Annotated in this window: 16 protein-coding genes and 1 other annotated feature; of the genes, 1 reads left to right on the forward strand and 15 read right to left on the reverse strand. The window is 50.1% G+C overall.

Annotated features, from left to right (window positions below):
• Positions 1-7: 7 nt before the first annotated feature.
• The 4 genes from ACFQZT_RS02085 to ACFQZT_RS02100 all read right to left on the reverse strand — a co-directional run bounded on the left by ACFQZT_RS02085 (position 8) and on the right by ACFQZT_RS02100 (position 5,470).
• Positions 8-2,533, reverse strand: coding sequence for a DNA internalization-related competence protein ComEC/Rec2 (locus tag ACFQZT_RS02085; protein WP_379296055.1), 2,526 nt, complete (start codon positions 2,531-2,533; stop codon positions 8-10).
• A gap of 446 nt (positions 2,534-2,979) precedes the next feature.
• Positions 2,980-3,492: a deoxycytidylate deaminase gene (locus ACFQZT_RS02090; protein WP_379296057.1), complete on the reverse strand. Its 513-nt coding sequence runs from the start codon at positions 3,490-3,492 to the stop codon at positions 2,980-2,982.
• A gap of 21 nt (positions 3,493-3,513) precedes the next feature.
• Entirely contained in the window at positions 3,514-4,806 is a 1,293-nt protein-coding gene (locus tag ACFQZT_RS02095; protein ID WP_379296059.1) for a homocysteine synthase, read from the reverse strand.
• Positions 4,807-4,885: 79 nt separating this feature from the next.
• The gene (locus tag ACFQZT_RS02100; protein ID WP_379296061.1) at positions 4,886-5,470 is read right to left on the reverse strand and encodes a helix-hairpin-helix domain-containing protein; all 585 of its coding nucleotides are present in this window, start codon (positions 5,468-5,470) and stop codon (positions 4,886-4,888) included.
• Positions 5,471-5,617: 147 nt separating this feature from the next.
• Here ACFQZT_RS02100 and comER point away from each other — a divergent pair, with 147 nt between their 5' ends.
• Positions 5,618-6,457 carry a late competence protein ComER gene (gene comER, locus ACFQZT_RS02105; RefSeq protein WP_379296063.1) on the forward strand — a complete coding sequence of 280 codons (840 nt, stop codon included), beginning with the start codon at positions 5,618-5,620 and terminating at the stop codon, positions 6,455-6,457.
• 13 nt (positions 6,458-6,470) lie between these two features.
• Here comER and leuS read toward each other — a convergent pair whose 3' ends face one another.
• The 11 genes from leuS to ACFQZT_RS02160 all read right to left on the reverse strand — a co-directional run bounded on the left by leuS (position 6,471) and on the right by ACFQZT_RS02160 (position 16,289).
• A complete protein-coding gene (gene leuS / locus ACFQZT_RS02110; protein ID WP_379296065.1) occupies positions 6,471-8,930 on the reverse strand; it encodes a leucine--tRNA ligase in 2,460 nt (819 codons plus the stop codon).
• A 120-nt stretch (positions 8,931-9,050) separates the two neighbouring features.
• Positions 9,051-9,291: a binding site (T-box leader), on the reverse strand.
• Between the two features lie 70 nt (positions 9,292-9,361).
• Entirely contained in the window at positions 9,362-10,120 is a 759-nt protein-coding gene (locus ACFQZT_RS02115) for a class I SAM-dependent DNA methyltransferase (protein WP_379296067.1), read from the reverse strand.
• A 1-nt stretch (position 10,121) separates the two neighbouring features.
• The gene (locus ACFQZT_RS02120; protein WP_379296069.1) at positions 10,122-11,015 is read right to left on the reverse strand and encodes a CvfB family protein; all 894 of its coding nucleotides are present in this window, start codon (positions 11,013-11,015) and stop codon (positions 10,122-10,124) included.
• Positions 11,012-11,359, reverse strand: coding sequence for a ribosome silencing factor (rsfS, locus tag ACFQZT_RS02125; RefSeq protein WP_379296071.1), 348 nt, complete (start codon positions 11,357-11,359; stop codon positions 11,012-11,014). Before rsfS ends, ACFQZT_RS02120 begins: the two co-directional genes overlap by 4 nt.
• 4 nt (positions 11,360-11,363) lie before the next feature.
• The gene (gene yqeK / locus ACFQZT_RS02130; RefSeq protein ID WP_379296073.1) at positions 11,364-11,930 is read right to left on the reverse strand and encodes a bis(5'-nucleosyl)-tetraphosphatase (symmetrical) YqeK; all 567 of its coding nucleotides are present in this window, start codon (positions 11,928-11,930) and stop codon (positions 11,364-11,366) included.
• Positions 11,920-12,507 carry a nicotinate-nucleotide adenylyltransferase gene (locus ACFQZT_RS02135; protein WP_379296075.1) on the reverse strand — a complete coding sequence of 196 codons (588 nt, stop codon included), beginning with the start codon at positions 12,505-12,507 and terminating at the stop codon, positions 11,920-11,922. Before ACFQZT_RS02135 ends, yqeK begins: the two co-directional genes overlap by 11 nt.
• Before the next feature lie 34 nt (positions 12,508-12,541).
• A complete protein-coding gene (gene yhbY / locus ACFQZT_RS02140) occupies positions 12,542-12,835 on the reverse strand; it encodes a ribosome assembly RNA-binding protein YhbY (protein ID WP_379296077.1) in 294 nt (97 codons plus the stop codon).
• 16 nt (positions 12,836-12,851) lie between these two features.
• Positions 12,852-13,712: a shikimate dehydrogenase gene (gene aroE, locus ACFQZT_RS02145; protein ID WP_379296079.1), complete on the reverse strand. Its 861-nt coding sequence runs from the start codon at positions 13,710-13,712 to the stop codon at positions 12,852-12,854.
• 24 nt (positions 13,713-13,736) lie between these two features.
• Entirely contained in the window at positions 13,737-14,852 is a 1,116-nt protein-coding gene (yqeH, locus tag ACFQZT_RS02150) for a ribosome biogenesis GTPase YqeH (RefSeq protein ID WP_379296081.1), read from the reverse strand.
• Positions 14,853-14,907: 55 nt separating this feature from the next.
• Positions 14,908-15,402 (reverse strand): YqeG family HAD IIIA-type phosphatase, encoded by a 495-nt coding sequence (locus ACFQZT_RS02155; protein WP_379296084.1) that lies wholly within the window; start codon positions 15,400-15,402, stop codon positions 14,908-14,910.
• Positions 15,403-15,506: 104 nt separating this feature from the next.
• Positions 15,507-16,289, reverse strand: a complete 783-nt coding sequence (locus tag ACFQZT_RS02160) for an alpha/beta hydrolase (protein ID WP_379296086.1) — start codon at positions 16,287-16,289, stop codon at positions 15,507-15,509.
• Positions 16,290-16,298 lie beyond the last annotated feature (9 nt).

Consider the following 16,298-nt stretch of genomic DNA (forward strand, 5'->3'; position numbering starts at 1 on the left):
TCTGCACCTATAGCCTTGTTCTCGAGGAAATGACCCCTTGACGTACTTCAAATTGAACCTCGCCCATCTCATCCGTCCGAAATACCTGTACCCCCGCCTGTTGTAACCGCAGCACAACATCTGGAGCAGGATGACCATAAGAATTGGCCGCCCCGACCGAAATAACAGCAAGCTGCGGTTTCCAATAATCCAACCACGGCCTCGTGGTTGATGTTTTGCTGCCATGATGTGCAACCTTCAACACGTCAATCTTAGGCTGATTCATTGACTTTTCTTTGAAGATTTCAAGTAAAGCCGATTCCGTTTCTTTCTCCATATCCCCTGTAAACAGCCATCGTGTCCCCTGTAACTCTAATAGAAAAACAATCGATTGACCGTTCTGCTCCCGCAGCAGCTCCACCTCCTTGGACGGATTGCCAAAAGGATAGAGAACCTGAAGTCTTGTTTCCGAATCGATGCCGATCCATTCGCTTGTCTGTGCGGGCACAAGAGGTATATGGCGATTCAAAGCAGTGGTGAATAATTTCTCTATACCGGCATTGGGTTTCAAGGTTCCATTAAAAAGGAACTGTTTGACCGGTACTTGTTCTACTACCGCCTGCAATCCCCCGCTATGATCTGAATCCTCATGCGTCAGAACAAGCAGATCAATCGCATGAACACCTCTCTTTTTGAGCAGCGGCACCAGCATCTTGCGACCGATCTCGTAAGGATCTTTGCGACGCTTCCATTCCTCCCCGCGTTTCTCAAAAGTTAGCGTTCCTCCTCCATCGATAAGAATATGTTTGCCTTGAGGTGTGCGGATCAACATACTATCGCCTTGTCCAACATCGATAAATTGCACTAAACCGGAACGGTCGAAGCGGTTGGGCGAATATCCGGTCAACAGCAAGACGGCAAAACAGGCAATACTTAGAAAGATCATAGTTCTATGCGTTTTCTCACTCTTGTATAATAGCGATTGCATAAGGAACGGATTATCTGATTTTCGGAATTGTTGCCGTTTATGTAAAAGTACATAGATACAAACTAGCAATAAGTAAAAAGCGGCAATCCACGTCAAGCTCGGTGATGGCCAAATCATTTTGAACATATTCAGTTGTTGTAATTTGTCCGTCACCCAGAAAACACCTGCGTTCAACCAAGAAAGGAGCCATCCAACTCCCGCACCCGCAGGCATGTACAGTAGTCCCAAAGTTAATGCTAGAAGTCCCGCCGGAAAGACAACCATACTGATCACAGGGACTAATACGGCGTTGGCAAGCCATGACAGTAAAGAGAACTGGTTAAAATAATAGATCGAGACCGGAAATGAGATGAATTGGGATACGATGGTGATGGAGGCAGTGTTCCGAAGCACCTGAGAAGGGATAACTTCTTCCAGCAGATCGTTCACTCTTTGTACACCGATAATGAGTCCTAATGTGACCAAAAAGGAAAGCTGAAAACTGACGTCCAGAATATAGTAAGGGTCCCAAATCAGCATCAGCCAGGCGACGATCGTCATAATATGAAGCACATCTTTTAGCAGCCCCCGTCTGGCAGCGTATAAGGTGATTATGGCCATGAGACCCGCACGAACAATGGACGGTGAAGCGCCTGTTAACAAAATATAAAAGGGCAGCAGCAGCATGGATATCAGGAGATAGGTTTCTTTGGCCAGTTTCAATCTGCGCATAACCCACATGCAAACACCAAGAAAAACAGCTACGTTGAGACCGGATATGGCTAAAATATGGGTCAGTCCCAGCTCCGAAAATTGCTGGAACCTTTCCGGATCGAGATCGTCCTGCATGCCGATCAGCATGCTTTTCATAAATCCCGCTTGTGATGCGGGGAAGATCCGATCCATCCGCCTGCCGAGGGCGTCGCGCAGCTCGTCGTTCCAGCGCAGCAGCTGAACGACGCTTAAGCGGAGCGCCGCAGGCTCGACCTGCGCCTGATCCGCACCTTTGGCTGTGAGCAGCCAATGGGTGTGGTGAAAGCGCAAGTATCGGCGGTAATCGAAACCGCCGAAATTGCGGGCTGGCGTCGGGCTGCGCAGCGTCCCGTGCAGCGTCAGGGCGTCGCCCCGGCGCCAGCCCGCCGCCTGCGCCTGCTGCTCCTGCCGGAGCAGGCGCAGCGAAACCTGCACGCTTTCCCCGCCGAGCGGGAAAGCGTCGGATTCGTGGAAGCGGATGGACTCCGCTTCCACGGCAAAGCTGGCCCTGTCGCCGTCTACGGTGACAGGGCTCGAGATCCGGCCGAGCAGCGCAGCCTCGCTGCCGTCCAGGTTTTGCTGCTGCTGCTGCGTCAGCGGCAGCAGCGCGGACACATTCCGCTGGTCGTTCCAATGGTAGTAGCCGTAGGCTACACCGACCAGCAACAGAGCGCCTAGCTGCATTCTGCCCGGCAGCCGGAGCGCAAAGAGCAACGTGAGCGCGATCAGCAGCACCGCGCTCACGGTAAGGGATAACCAAGGCAGCTCAGCATAAAGCGCGAGCGCATATCCGGTTATCCACAGACAGCATCCTAGAACAACGGGTCGTTTCATTTGGTCCTCCATTCTTATTTATGATTTCTTATACCCACTATCCCCTCCACTCAGTTGATTCGTTGTTCACAATTTAGAAGGTACAGTGAATTTCTGAGCAATGGGGATAACTACGATAGCATGAAGCCTAGCCTGAGCTACAGGGATAGCGACGATAGTACAGCCAGGCCTGAGCTACGGGGTTAGTGCTCCAATAGCAAAAAGCTAGTCAATGAGCTACTGGGATTGGCCCGTAACTCGCCGCTTGGCTCGGGTTATGGGCGACGCCAACATCAATACGAAAGACCATGAGCCATTGGGGATAGCATCGTGATAACACGAATTCCGATTCCTCACCAAAGGCAATATGTCACAGCTTACGTCCCCAACAAAAAAAGAAAAACCTCTTCTCACAGCGGCGCATGGCCGATGCAGCAAGAGGTTCTTCCCCGTTTTTTTCAATCCTTTTAATTAATTACTTCCGATATTGTGCCTGCAGGAGGTTCATATGCTTCCATTTTGCGGAAGGTGATGCCTCTTGCGTTCATAAGGCTGCTTACTTTTTCGTGATCTTTCGGGTAGCCTCTGTGAAACACAATCTCGGTTACACCGCTGTTCGCCAGCATATTGGCACAAGTCCAACATGGCTGGTCTGTTACATAGACGGTTGAGCCCTCGCGATCTTCCCTATCCGTGAACAGCAAGAGGTTCTGTTCGGCGTGGATAGTGCGGATGCAGCGCTGTTTGCGCACAACTTCCTCTCTGTGCTCGATCACTTTAAGCTCGATCTCCTCTACGAGCATACATCCCGCTTCGCTGCAATCGGGAACGCCCATCGGGGCTCCGTTATAGGCGGTGCCCAGCAGCTTTTTCCCTTGAACCAGTACAGCTCCAACGTGTCTGCGGTTGCATTGCGAACGCGTTGATGCCATATAGGCGATATCCATAAAATAGGTGTCCCAGTCCTTCCGATTGCTCATATCTACTCTCTCTGGCTCCTTCTAAATCTGACTGGCTTTGATCGCTTGATCCAAATCATGAATAATATCGTCGATACCTTCCGTCCCGATGGACAGACGAATCATGCCGGGCGAAACGCCTGCCGATACTTGTTCTTCTTCTCCAAGTTGTTGATGGGTCGTACTAGCCGGATGAATAATGAGCGACTTGGAATCGCCCACGTTGGCCAAATGGGAAAATAATTGAACCGCATCGATGACTTTGCGTCCTGCAGCAAGACCGCCCTTAATGCCGAATGTGAGAATCGCCCCTTGCCCTTTCGCCAAATATTTTTGCGCGAGGTCATAGGAGGGATGGCTAGGTAGACCTGCGTAGTTAACCCATTCCACGGCTTCATGAGCCTCAAGAAATTGTGCCACTTTCAAAGCGTTAGAACTATGGCGTTCCATCCGAAGATGTAGTGTTTCCAGCCCTTGCAGAAGCATAAAGGAGTTGAAAGGCGATATCGCCGCCCCCATATCACGCAACAGTTGGACTCTCGCTTTAATAATGTATGCAATCGACCCAACAGCCGCTGTATAGACAACACCGTGATAGCTGGGATCCGGCTCCGTCAATCCTGGGAATTTGCCGCTTGCCTGCCAATCGAATTTCCCTCCGTCTACGATAACGCCGCCTATGGACGTTCCATGTCCACCGATAAACTTGGTGGCGGAATGAACGACGATATCGGCTCCATGCTCGATAGGGCGCAGCAAGTAAGGGCTAGGGAATGTATTGTCTACAATAAGCGGAATGCCATGTTCGTGTGCAATAGCGGCAACAGCTTCGATATCGAGCACATCCCCTTTCGGGTTGCCGATCGTTTCCGCGTACAAAGCCTTCGTTTTCTCCGTTATCGCAGCTCTGAAGTTTTCAGGATTGCTCGGATCTACAAATGATACATGAATGCCTAATTTAGGCAAAGTTGTTGAGAATAAATTATAAGTGCCGCCATATAAACTCGAAGCTGATACGATTTCATCACCGGCTCCGGCAATATTAAGGATGGAATATGTAATAGCCGCTTGACCCGAAGCAGTCGCAAGTGCAGCCGGTGCGCCTTCAAGAGCGGCAATCCGCTTTTCAAAAACATCCGTCGTCGGATTCATCAAACGGGTATAGATGTTGCCGAACTCCTTTAGAGCAAATAAATTTGCGGCGTGATCGGTATCACGGAAGCCATAGGACGTAGTTTGATACAAGGGAACAGCTCTGGATAATGTGGTCGGGTCAATTTCCTGACCTGCGTGTACGGCTAATGTTTCGATGGACAATTTACGGTCTGTGGACATTTGTATTCATTCCTCCTTAGTGTTATCGCCAATATTTCCCTATTATTCTCTCATACTTCCTAGCAAATTAAAAGAATGACTAGGACCCGGGCACATAAATGTGCGGTTTCAACTTCTCCAACATTTTCTCGCCGATTCCTTTGACTTCCATCAGCTCTTCGATTCGGCTGAACCGCCCCTTTTGATTGCGATAATCGATGATGGCTTTAGCTTTACTCGCCCCGATACCGGGCAATTGATCTAATTCTTCTAACGTAGCCGTGTTCAAATCAAGTTGATGACCAGAGGATTTTCCGGGAGCTGCCGGCATTGTTTTTGAAGTAGCGGATGGTTTGGAAGCTGGGACCGTGGAAGACTTGACCGATGAAAACGAATCCGAAGGATTTCCGGTTGGTATTGTGGTTGAGGGTGCTGAAAGTTCAGTCGCTGATGGAGGAACTGCGGTAGAGGAAGGTGGCGACTTTCGCTCTGCTTCCGTTTTCGAAGGCGCTTGGGTTTGTTCTGCATTTTGAGCGATGAGCCGCTGCATTTGATCATTGACCGGCCGGAATTCCGTTCGAATCAAGGAGCGTCCGCCGCTGGCAAACTGCCAAATTATCGTTCCAAATAAACAGACGGATACAGCAGATAATGCGATCCAGCCCTTTTTACCAAATAAGTCCACAAATTCCCTCCATTCCTATCATAAATGTTTGTGACTTGGCATATAGATGAAAAAGCATCAAAGTGGAATAAAAAGCATGGGCCCAGTTCTAACCAACTGTATGAGGCACAACTAGGGTGACTGAACTTTATTGGGAGGGATTACTAGATGAAAGCAGGATTCATCGGTACTGGGAGTATGGGAAGTGTTCTGATCGAAGCGTTCATTCATTCGGGTGCATTTAATCCGGAGCAAATCATCGCGGCTAATCGTACAATCAGCAAAGTGGAGCATCTCGCACAGACATATCCGGGACTGCAGGTGGCCCGATCTAATAGTGAAGTTGTGACTCAAAGCGATCTCATTTTTCTGTGTGTGAAGCCATCCGAGTTCAAAAATGTTATTGATGAAATCAAAGAGGACGTGCTACCTTCGCATATGGTCGTATCGATCACCAGTCCAGTATTGATCAAGCATTTGGAAGGGCATCTGCCGGCGAAAGTCAGCAAAATCATCCCAAGTATTACCAACTATGTACTTAGCGGTGCGACCCTCTGCATTCATGGCGATCGCATGCAGCCGGAGGACATGGAATGGCTGGAAAATTTACTCGCACATATCTCCTCGCCAGTTCGTGTTTCCGAAAATTTCACGCGTATTTCTTCCGATCTGTCTAGCTGCGGACCGGCATTCCTGGCTTACTTCCTTCAATCATTCATTGACGCCGCTGTGGAGGAAACCGGGATTTCCAAAGAAGAAGCTACGCTTCTTATCAGCGAAATGACACTGGGCACCGGAAAGCTTCTCACGACCGGAGGATTTGATCCTGCAACTTTGCAGAAGCGTGTAGCCGTACCGGGCGGTATTACAGCGGAAGGCTTGAGGATCATGGACAATGAACTGATCGGCATGTTCCAGCAAATCATACATGCTACGCATACGAAATACGAAGAAGACCTTGAGAAGGTTGAGCAACAATTTTCTTTGAAGCAGCAACCTTCTCAATAGCCAACTAAGCTTATTATCCTACAACGATATTAACAAGCTTGCCTTTGACGACAATCAACTTGCGAACGGCCTTTCCGGCGGTCGCTTCTTTGACTTTGTCGAGATTCATAGCCAAATCTTGCATCGCTGCTTCTTCCATGTCTTTGGAAATGAGCACACGCTCGACAATTTTACCGTTAACTTGCACAACGATTTCAATCTCATTATCCACGGTCCAAGCCTCATCATAGGTCGGCCAAGGCGCATAGGTAATCGATTCTGTGCCGCCAAGCTTCTCCCACAGCTCTTCAGCTATATGCGGTGCGATCGGGGACAGCATTTGGACGAAATTTTTCATCGCTTCCAGCGGGAGGCGTTCTGTTTTGTAGGCTTCATTAACAAAAATCATCAATTGGCTGATCGCCGTATTGAACCGCAGGGCTTCCAAGTCCTCGGTTATTTTTTTGATCGTACGGTGCCATGTGCGTTTGAATGTATCGCTGCCGAGCGTTTCATCCGCACTGATTTTGGCGTTAATCGAGCCATTGTCGTCAACAAAAAGTCTCCAAACACGGCTCAAATAGCGGTAAATGCCATCCACGCCCGTTGTATTCCAAGGCTTCGTCGCTTCAAGCGGGCCCATGAACATTTCGTACATGCGCAGCGTATCGGCACCTTGTTCGCTCACGATATCGTCAGGATTTACGACGTTGCCGCGGGATTTACTCATTTTCTCCATATTCTCGCCCAGGATCATGCCTTGGTTTACGAGCTTGTGGAATGGCTCTTTGGTATGAACAACACCGAGATCATACAACACCTTGTGCCAGAAGCGCGCGTACAAAAGATGAAGTACGGCATGTTCCGCGCCGCCGATGTAAAGATCTACCGGCAGCCATTGCTGCTGCAGATCGTGCGAGCAAAGCTCCTTGTCATTACGCGGGTCGATGAAGCGCAGGTAGTACCAGCAGCTGCCGGCCCACTGAGGCATCGTATTCGTCTCGCGGCGGGCTTTCATGCCCGTCTCCGGATCGATCGTATTCACCCAATCGGAAACGTTGGCCAGCGGTGATTCTCCGGTACCGGACGGTTTGATCTCGTCGACTTGCGGAAGCAGCAGAGGCAATTGGTCCTCAGGCACAGGCTTCATCGTGCCGTCTTCAAGATGGAGAATCGGAATCGGCTCTCCCCAATAACGTTGACGGCTGAACAACCAGTCCCTCAAACGGTACGTAACTTTGCCGCGGCCTTTGCCGTTCTGCTCCAGCCACTCAATCATGCGGCTGATGCCCTGCTCATTGTTCAAGCCGTTAAGCAGTTCCGAATTAACGTGAATGCCATCGCCAGCGTAGGCTTCTTTCTGTACATCGCCGCCCTGCACGACTTCAATAATCGGCAGATCGAATTGCTTCGCGAATTCCCAGTCGCGTTGGTCGTGTCCAGGAACTGCCATGATCGCGCCGGTTCCATAACCGCCAAGCACATAATCGGCGATCCAAATCGGCGCTTTCGCGCCGTTCACCGGGTTAATTGCGTAAGCCCCCGTGAAAACGCCTGTTTTATCTTTGGCCAGGTCTGTTCGCTCAAGGTCGCTCTTGCGTGCCGCCTTTTCCTGGTATTCCTGGATTGCAGCCGATTGCGCTTCAGTCGTAATAGCTGCAACAAGCTCATGTTCCGGCGCAAGGACGCAGTAGGTGGCTCCGAATAAGGTGTCCGGGCGCGTTGTAAACACCGTCAAGCTTTTCTCAGCGTGTCCGTCAATCGCGAATTGCACTTCGGCGCCTTTCGATTTACCGATCCAGTTGCGCTGCATATCTTTGATGCTTTCAGACCAATCAAGCTCCTCAAGGTCCTCGAGCAGGCGCTCCGCATACTCAGTGATTTTCAGAATCCACTGGCGCATCGGCTTGCGAATAACCGGGTGGCCCCCACGCTCGCTCAAGCCGTCGATGACCTCTTCGTTCGCCAGAACGGTTCCGAGTGCCGGGCACCAGTTCACCGGTACTTCATCTACATAAGCGAGACCTTTTTTATAAAGCTGGATAAAAATCCACTGCGTCCATTTGTAATACTCCGGATCCGTCGTGCTGATTTCACGATCCCAATCGTAGGAGAATCCGAGCGACTTGATTTGACGACGGAACGTATCGATGTTCTTGTTCGTAAAATCGCGCGGGTCATTGCCCGTATCCAGCGCATACTGCTCGGCCGGCAGACCGAAAGCATCCCAACCCATCGGATGCAGCACATTGTAGCCTCTCATCCGCTTAAAACGGGAAACGATATCTGTTGCCGTATAACCTTCCGGATGGCCGACATGCAACCCTGCTCCGGATGGGTATGGGAACATATCCAGCGCATAAAATTTCGGTTTATCCGAGTTTTCCAGCACCTTGAATGTTTTCTTTTCATCCCAATACTTTTGCCATTTTGGCTCGATCGCTTGCGGATTGTAGCCAAGCTGCTCGCGTGTTTCTTTAACTTCCTGTGACATATGCAAGATCCTCCCTGATGTATGACGATCGCCATACTTAATTCAATAAAGCGCTAATCATGGCCGTTTTGAAAACCCATTATGAAGCGCCAAAAAAACCCCTCATCCCTAGCGGATATCGCTAGGGACGAGAGGTTATATTCCCGTGGTACCACCCTAGTTAACACGCGGCATACTTTGCCTGTGTTCACTCTGCCCCTTAACGCGGGTGAAACGATCCGGCTAGCACCGCTGATAACGACGGTGTTCACCTTCTGGCTCAGAGGCGAGTTCGCTTGGCTGACATCTGCCGGCTTTCACCTGTTTCCCGGCTCTCTGCAAGATGCTGCGCACAGCTACTATTCCTCTTCAAAGCTTTAAAATCTTCTGATTAGCTTTGATTATATGTAAAATAATGCCGCACTGTCAAGCCGCGAATCGACTTTACCCTATTATTTGCGTGCTATGAAGAAAGCACGTTCCGTTGATACCGTCGGTGATTCCCATGAAAAGTCTGCAGCTAACCGCACTTCAGTGAAGTCGGCCGCGAGAAGCTGCTGTTCCAACCATCTCAGAGGATATGCTCGCTGGATGTGAACCTCATCGATCCGCCGAAACATCTCCGTAGGGCCTTCTTGAACAAAGATCGTTAAGTCGTGTTCGATCTGAACACGTTCTTCATCCAGCTCACTTGTCCAAATGTAGGAAACATCTTCCTCATTGAGAAAAAATGGCTGTGAATCGGCATATGCAAACAACTGCTCAGGAGTGTGCACATCAAACAGGAAAATGCCGCCCTGCTTCAAACCCGCATATGTTTGCCGGAATGTTTGGATGATGTCCTCTTCTTCCAGCAAATAGTTGATGCAGTCACAAAATGAAATAGCAGCATCCACCTGTTCGCCGAGATCCCATTCCCGCAAATCCTGCTGCACCCAGCGCAATGAACCCTTGCCAAGCAATGTGCCTCGCTGCTCAGCCTTTTGTTCGGCTACTGCGAGCATGTCCTCAGACAAATCGATGCCTGTCACTCGGTACCCTTCAAGCGCAAGGGGAATCGCAAGCGTACCGGTTCCACAGCCTAAATCTGCGATTGTCACAGGCTGAATGTTGAACCGTTCGAAGCTCTCTCTAGCAAATCGGAGCCACTCGCCATACGGCATACTTTCCATTAGACGATCGTATGTATAGGCAAATCGTTCGTAGCTCATCCTAGCCCTGCGTCTCCTCTTGTTTCAAATAGGTCCAGTTCTCTTTCTGGTAGACGAGACCTTCCTTCATCAACTTGCCCATTGCGCGTTTGAAAGCCGCTTTACTCATCCCGAATCGATCGCTGATCATATCGGCGCTTGTTTGATCCGAGTAAGGCATCGCACCATTCGGACGTTCCTTGAGCACGCTCAAGATGCGCTCGGCATCTTCGTCGCGCCCTTTTTCCTTCGGCAGCCTCATAGATACATTCACGCGCCCGTCTTCTTCTCTCACAAAGACGATTCTAACCTTCACTATCTCTCCTACGCGTAGCAAGCGAGTCCGTTCAGGCGCTGCGATGAGCCCGATTATGCCGAAGCCGAGAACGCCTGCATCGCAAACGACGAATGTTCCCATTTGAAGAGGCTTGTACACGCGGGCCTCGACCCATTGGTTTTTCCAGCTGGACGGGGCCCTTACACTGAGCGGAGCCAGATCCTCCTCCGTCGCCAGCTTCGCAATCAGTCGCCCTTGCCGGTCATGTGCAAGCGTTACAAAAATCTTATCGCCAACTTGCGGGCGCAGTGTCTCAAGTTCAGGCACATGTTTGTAAGGAAGCAGCAAATTTCGGCCAAGTCCCATTTCCAGAAAATAACCGAATCGCGGATGAATGTCCACGACTTCTAAGAGGCCGACTTCACCCAAAATCAGCATCGGGCGCCTCATTGTCGCCATGATTCGATCCTGGGTGTCGTGGAACAGAAATACTTCTGCACGTTCACCAGGTTTAATGGTACCCACGATTTCTCCGTAAGGCAGAAGTACATCCTGAGAACCGTCAGTCAGAAAATAGCCGTTCGGTGGAACTTCTCTCGCCACTTCCAAGCTGACGAGTGTTCCCGCTTCCATTCTCATACGCGTTCCACAACTTTGGCGTCGGACCAAAGCCTCTCAATATTGTAATACTCGCGATCATCGCGATGGAACACGTGAAGAACAACATCTCCCAGATCCAGGAGCACCCATCTTGCGGTATCGACGCCTTCATAACCGCGAATTCGCACGCCGTGCTCCTGCGCTTTTTTTCTGGCTTCGGTGGCGATTGCCTGCACCTGTGTTTCTGAATTCCCGTGACAAATCACGAAATAATCGGCGACTAAAGAAATTCCCTGCAAATTCAGCGCCACCACGTTCATCGCTTTTTTGTCCTCTGCCGCGTCCACCACGAGAGCCATAATTGCTTCTGGGGTCATGCTCATTCAATCATCCTCCTATTTGTTCTATTAAATAATTCCGTGTCAATACGGTTAGCGGGTAAATCCGCTTCCCTTTGGAAAGCAAAAAGCTGATCGTAGAGTCAAAGCCGGCAATAAGAGCCTTCTCAAGACTATGTTCAGCGATTTCACGAATATTATGCACGCCCGGAAAATCACGCCCCGGCTCCATATAATCAGCCAAGCAGACGACTTTATCCAGGAGAGTCATGTTTTCGCGACCGGATGTATGGTACCGGATCGCATCCAAAATCTCCTCATCTTCAATGCCAAACTTCGTTTGGGCTATATACGCACCTGCGTGTGAATGCCACAGCTCTTTGTCATAATCGAGTAAATCCTGCGGCAGACCGTTATCGCGAATTATGTTCGCCTGCTCCTGAATCGGCCAATATTTGCAATAATCATGCAGAATGGCCGCCAGATCCGCTTTAACGGGATTAGCCCCAAAACGGTTCGCCAGGATGACCGATGTCTCCATAACGCCTAGCGTGTGCAGCCAACGTTTTTCCGGCATTTGTTCTTTCACGGCGGCAATCAGTTGCTCACGATTCATACAAATGATTCACCTCCATGTAATTATGCACAGCGTCGGTTACCAAGTAGCGGATAGACCCGCCCTTCAGTCTTTCTTCACGGATAGTTGTGGAAGAAATTTCAATGAGAGGCATTGCCACTATCGATACGCGGGAACGAATGTGTGCCGGCAGCGCGTCCATCTCGAGTTCATAACCGGGTCTTGCCAACCCAATAAAGCGGATCAGCCGGACAATGTCTTCAATACGGTGCCATTGCGGCAAGTATTGCACCATATCCGCACCGATAATGTAGGTAAAATCGATTTCTGGATGTCGGCTGCAAAGAAGCTCAATCGTGTCGATACTATATGATACGCCGCCTCTTCCGATTTCGATATCGAGCGGACGAAAAAAAGTGTTCCCCTCAGCAGCAAGGCAAACCATGTCCCAACGCTGCTGTGCCGTTGCTTTTGGCGCATTCGGCTTATGCGGCGGCACGTTAGCCGGCATCAGCCATACTTCATCCAGTCCTGCTTCCACCCGCGCCCGTTCCGCCGCGATCAAATGACCGGTGTGAATCGGGTCGAAGGTGCCTCCCATGATTCCGACCAGCATACTTCCACCTCTTTAATGCGTGTTCAACATCCGCTTAATGCGGCAGTTCGATTTTTTTCTTGTCGCGCGATTCCTTGTAGAGCACGACGATTTTGCCGATAACCTGCACAAGTTCTGCACCGGATTTTTCCGATAACTCAGCGCCAACTTCGTCGCGGTCTTCACCGCTGTTGTTCAGCACGGTAATTTTGATTAATTCACGCACTTCCAGCGCTTCTTGAATGTGACGAATCAAATGATCGTTCACGCCGCCCTTCCCTACCTGGAAGATCGGATCAAGATGATGCGCCAAAGAGCGCAGATAACGTTTTTGCTTGCCTGTTAACATGTAAGTCCCTCAATTCTTATTCAGCTAATGACTGTTCTACGACCTGTCTCATCGCCGCAACGGGCGCTGGGGTTCCAGTCCAATATTCAAATGCATAGGCTCCTTGATAAATAAACATGCCAAGTCCGCCGTGAATGCGTGCGCCTTTCGCCTTGGCCTCAACCAGGTAACGAGTAATCCTCGGGTTATAAATTAAATCGCTGGCCAAATGGTGCGGGCGCAGCAGATCGACGGACATCGGGAGCTCGTCCACGCCCGGATGCATGCCCGCTGAGGTGGTATTGACGACAAGCTCCGCTTCATCCACGACACCCTCCAGCTCATCCAAGCCGAGTCCGATGGCCTTCGTATATGCGGAGATCGTCGCAGCCAGCTCTACTGCTCGCTCTTTCGTACGGTTAGCGATGTAAATACAAGCCGCTCCCTCTTTGGCAAGCGCATAAGCAACGCCTCGGGCAGCGCCACCGGCACCTAGCAGCAGCACGGTTTTACCCTGCAGCAGGATGCCCGTTTCTTCCTTTAGCGATCGCACATAGCCGATACCATCCGTATTGTAGCCTATGAGGCGGCCTGCCTCATTCACAATCGTATTGACGGCTCCGATGACCTGCGCTCCCTCATCGATTTCATCCAAATACTGCATGACTTCCACTTTGTGCGGAATCGTGACGTTTACACCGCGATAGCCCAGTGCTCTGATGCCGCGAATCGCATCGCCCAAACCTTGCGGACTCACGTGAAAAGCCGCATAAGCGGCATTCAGCCCCGTCTCTTGAAAAGCCCGATTCAACATAATCGGCGAACGCGAATGCCTTATCGGGTCTCCAAATACGCCATATAGAATGGTATGGCTGTCTAGCGTCCGGTTGTTCTCCATAGTCTCTGGCTCCCCCTCATCAACCTAGATCAGCGACTCCCTCGCGATCACTTTGATCCCTTTCGGTGCATGAACCGCCAGCTCCGCCCCTGCTTCGCTGTTTACTTTGATCCAGCCCAGTCCCGAGATCAGCACATCCATCCGCTTCCCCTTCGGAATGTGAATCGGGTGTTTGACCAGCTTCGGCAGCTCGTCCAAATCCGCTTTGGCCGGAGGCGCGAGCATCTCGCCTTTGTGCCCTTCATACAGATCGTCTGCCCGCTCAAGCTTCGTACGATGGATTTGGATCGCATTCGAGGTATAGCATGTAAAGGATTGGTGCTCGCCTTTGATAAAATCAAATCGAGCCATCGCGCCAAAGAAAAGCGTTTGTTCTTCGTTGAGCTGGAATACGATCGGTTTCAGCGGTTTATCAGGCATAATCCGCGACAAATCACGCTTAGTGACGACTTCCGTCAAGCGGTGCGAGTAGACGATGCCCGGCGTATCGACGATAAATCGGCCGTCATCCAGCGGTATTTTCACCAAATCAAGCGTCGTTCCTGGATATTGAGATGTAGTCAGCTCCGCTTCCAAATCGCTGTAATCGCTGATCAAACGGTTGATGAGCGTCGATTTGCCGACATTTGTCGCACCGACCACATACACATCGCGGTTGCCGCGATGTTCCGATACCGCAGAGATGACGCGGTCAAAACCTATATTCTTTTTCGCGCTGCACAGCACGATATCCACAACACGAAGACTTTGCTCTTTGGCTCTGCGCTGAACCCAGTTAATAATTTTGTTCGGATTCGTCACTTTGGGCAAAAGATCGATTTTATTCACAACGAGAAGGATCGGATTGTTACCGACAAATCTTGCCAACGAGCTGATCATACTGCCTTCGAAGTCGAAAATATCAACAATATTGACGACTAACGCCTTTGTTTGGCCTACATGGCCGAGAAGCTTCAAGAAATCGTCCTGTTTCAGCGTAATGCTTGACGATTCATTGTAATGCTTGATGCGATAGCAGCGCTGACAGATGATCGGTTCTTTTTGAAAAGCTTCTACAGGCACATAACCAAGCTTTCCCTGCTCTTCAATCTGCAGCTCTACGCCGCAGCCGGCGCAGTGCATAATTTCGTCTTGACTCATGAATCTAAAATCCCCCTAAGAGCTTTCCATAAGAAAGCTAACTTCGTAAGCAGCTTTATTTCTTCATCATCGACTGCGCCAGTTTCTCAATACGGCGATTGATTTTTGTAAAAAAACCTTCATCCCGGATGGAAATCGGCTGAACGAGGATCGTGTAGAGACCCATGCGATTGCCTCCCAAGACATCGGTCAACATTTGATCGCCAATCACAGCCGTTTGTCTGGCATTCGTCCCAAGCAGCTGCATCGCTTTATGGAACGAAACGTTCGTCGGTTTTTTCGCTCGGTAAATGAAAGGAATGCCTAACGGCTCCGCAAAGGCCGATACGCGTCCACGACGATTGTTGGATACAATCACAACTTTGAAACCCAATTGCTGTACGCGTTTCAGCCACTCGATCAGCTCTGGTGTCGCATGAGGATCGCGCGCCCCTACAAGCGTATTATCAAGGTCTGTAATGATGCCGCGAACGCCGAATCCCCATAGATGGTCGATATCGATATCATAAATCGTGTGCACGGATTGTCTGGGCACGAGCTTTTTCAGCAAACCAATTCCCTCCAACTTATTCCTCGACATATACGTGAAACTATACCATAGTGATCCGCTTGTTGCAAAAGCAAAAGAACATATTTTCCCATTAGGTTTCCGGACTAGGAACGGGATGGCAGAGGCAGCCATTGCAGCACATTTTGAATTTTCCGGTCCCAATAGCCCCACTCATGATCCCCCGGCTCTTCCTCATAGGTTAAACCGATCGATAACTTCCGCAGATGATCACGGAAACGGACATTATCTGCATATAAAAAATCTTCTGTTCCGCAGCATTGATACAGTAGCGGGGTTTCCGCTTTCTTAGCCGCTAACCGGTCGGCCAAATGAAACAAGTCATTATCGCTGCCTTCAATCCGGTTCAAATCGCCATAAATGAGCTTAAAGTCCTTGTCTCTTACTTGCTCTCTGGCAAAACGGCCAACATCCAGTGCACCGGACAAGCTGGCCGCAGCGGCAAATCGGTCGGGGTGCGTAAGCGCCAGCTTCATAGCGCCGTATCCGCCCATCGACAAACCAGCCACATAATTCATTTCTCTCTCCTCAGCGAGCGGAAAGAAAGATCTGGCTAGTGCCGGCAATTCTTCACTGATAAATGTCCAATATGCATAACCGTACGCCATATCCGTATAAAAGCTGCGATTAACGGCTGGCATGACGACTGCTATCCCTAATTGCGATGCATAGCGCTCAATCGAAGTACGGCGAAGCCATATCGTGTGGTCATCCGACAAGCCGTGTAGCAGATACAAGGTGGGGTGCTTTTTACCATGGGTTTTCGAATCCATACCGATTTGACTTTGCGTAACTTGCGGTAGGACGACGTACATCGATGCGGAAACACCGAGCGCCTCCGAATAAAAGTGACAATCCATAAATGCCATATTTTATTG

It is taken from the genome of Paenibacillus sp. GCM10027628 (assembly GCF_042676385.1).
Lineage (GTDB): Bacteria > Bacillota > Bacilli > Paenibacillales > NBRC-103111 > Paenibacillus_E.

Coding starts and splice junctions, on each gene's coding strand:
- yqeK (WP_379296073.1), bottom strand. CDS start 11,930: ATGAATCGTGAGCAACTGATTGCCGCCGTGAAAGAACAAATGCCGGAA.
- comER (WP_379296063.1), top strand. CDS start 5,618: ATGAAAGCAGGATTCATCGGTACTGGGAGTATGGGAAGTGTTCTGATC.
- ACFQZT_RS02085 (WP_379296055.1), bottom strand. CDS start 2,533: ATGAAACGACCCGTTGTTCTAGGATGCTGTCTGTGGATAACCGGATAT.
- ACFQZT_RS02135 (WP_379296075.1), bottom strand. CDS start 12,507: ATGCTGGTCGGAATCATGGGAGGCACCTTCGACCCGATTCACACCGGT.
- ACFQZT_RS02160 (WP_379296086.1), bottom strand. CDS start 16,289: ATGGCATTTATGGATTGTCACTTTTATTCGGAGGCGCTCGGTGTTTCC.
- ACFQZT_RS02090 (WP_379296057.1), bottom strand. CDS start 3,492: ATGAGCAATCGGAAGGACTGGGACACCTATTTTATGGATATCGCCTAT.
- ACFQZT_RS02115 (WP_379296067.1), bottom strand. CDS start 10,120: ATGAGCTACGAACGATTTGCCTATACATACGATCGTCTAATGGAAAGT.
- yhbY (WP_379296077.1), bottom strand. CDS start 12,835: ATGTTAACAGGCAAGCAAAAACGTTATCTGCGCTCTTTGGCGCATCAT.
- rsfS (WP_379296071.1), bottom strand. CDS start 11,359: ATGAGCATGACCCCAGAAGCAATTATGGCTCTCGTGGTGGACGCGGCA.
- yqeH (WP_379296081.1), bottom strand. CDS start 14,852: ATGAGTCAAGACGAAATTATGCACTGCGCCGGCTGCGGCGTAGAGCTG.
- ACFQZT_RS02120 (WP_379296069.1), bottom strand. CDS start 11,015: ATGAGAATGGAAGCGGGAACACTCGTCAGCTTGGAAGTGGCGAGAGAA.
- leuS (WP_379296065.1), bottom strand. CDS start 8,930: ATGTCACAGGAAGTTAAAGAAACACGCGAGCAGCTTGGCTACAATCCG.
- ACFQZT_RS02095 (WP_379296059.1), bottom strand. CDS start 4,806: ATGTCCACAGACCGTAAATTGTCCATCGAAACATTAGCCGTACACGCA.
- aroE (WP_379296079.1), bottom strand. CDS start 13,712: ATGGAGAACAACCGGACGCTAGACAGCCATACCATTCTATATGGCGTA.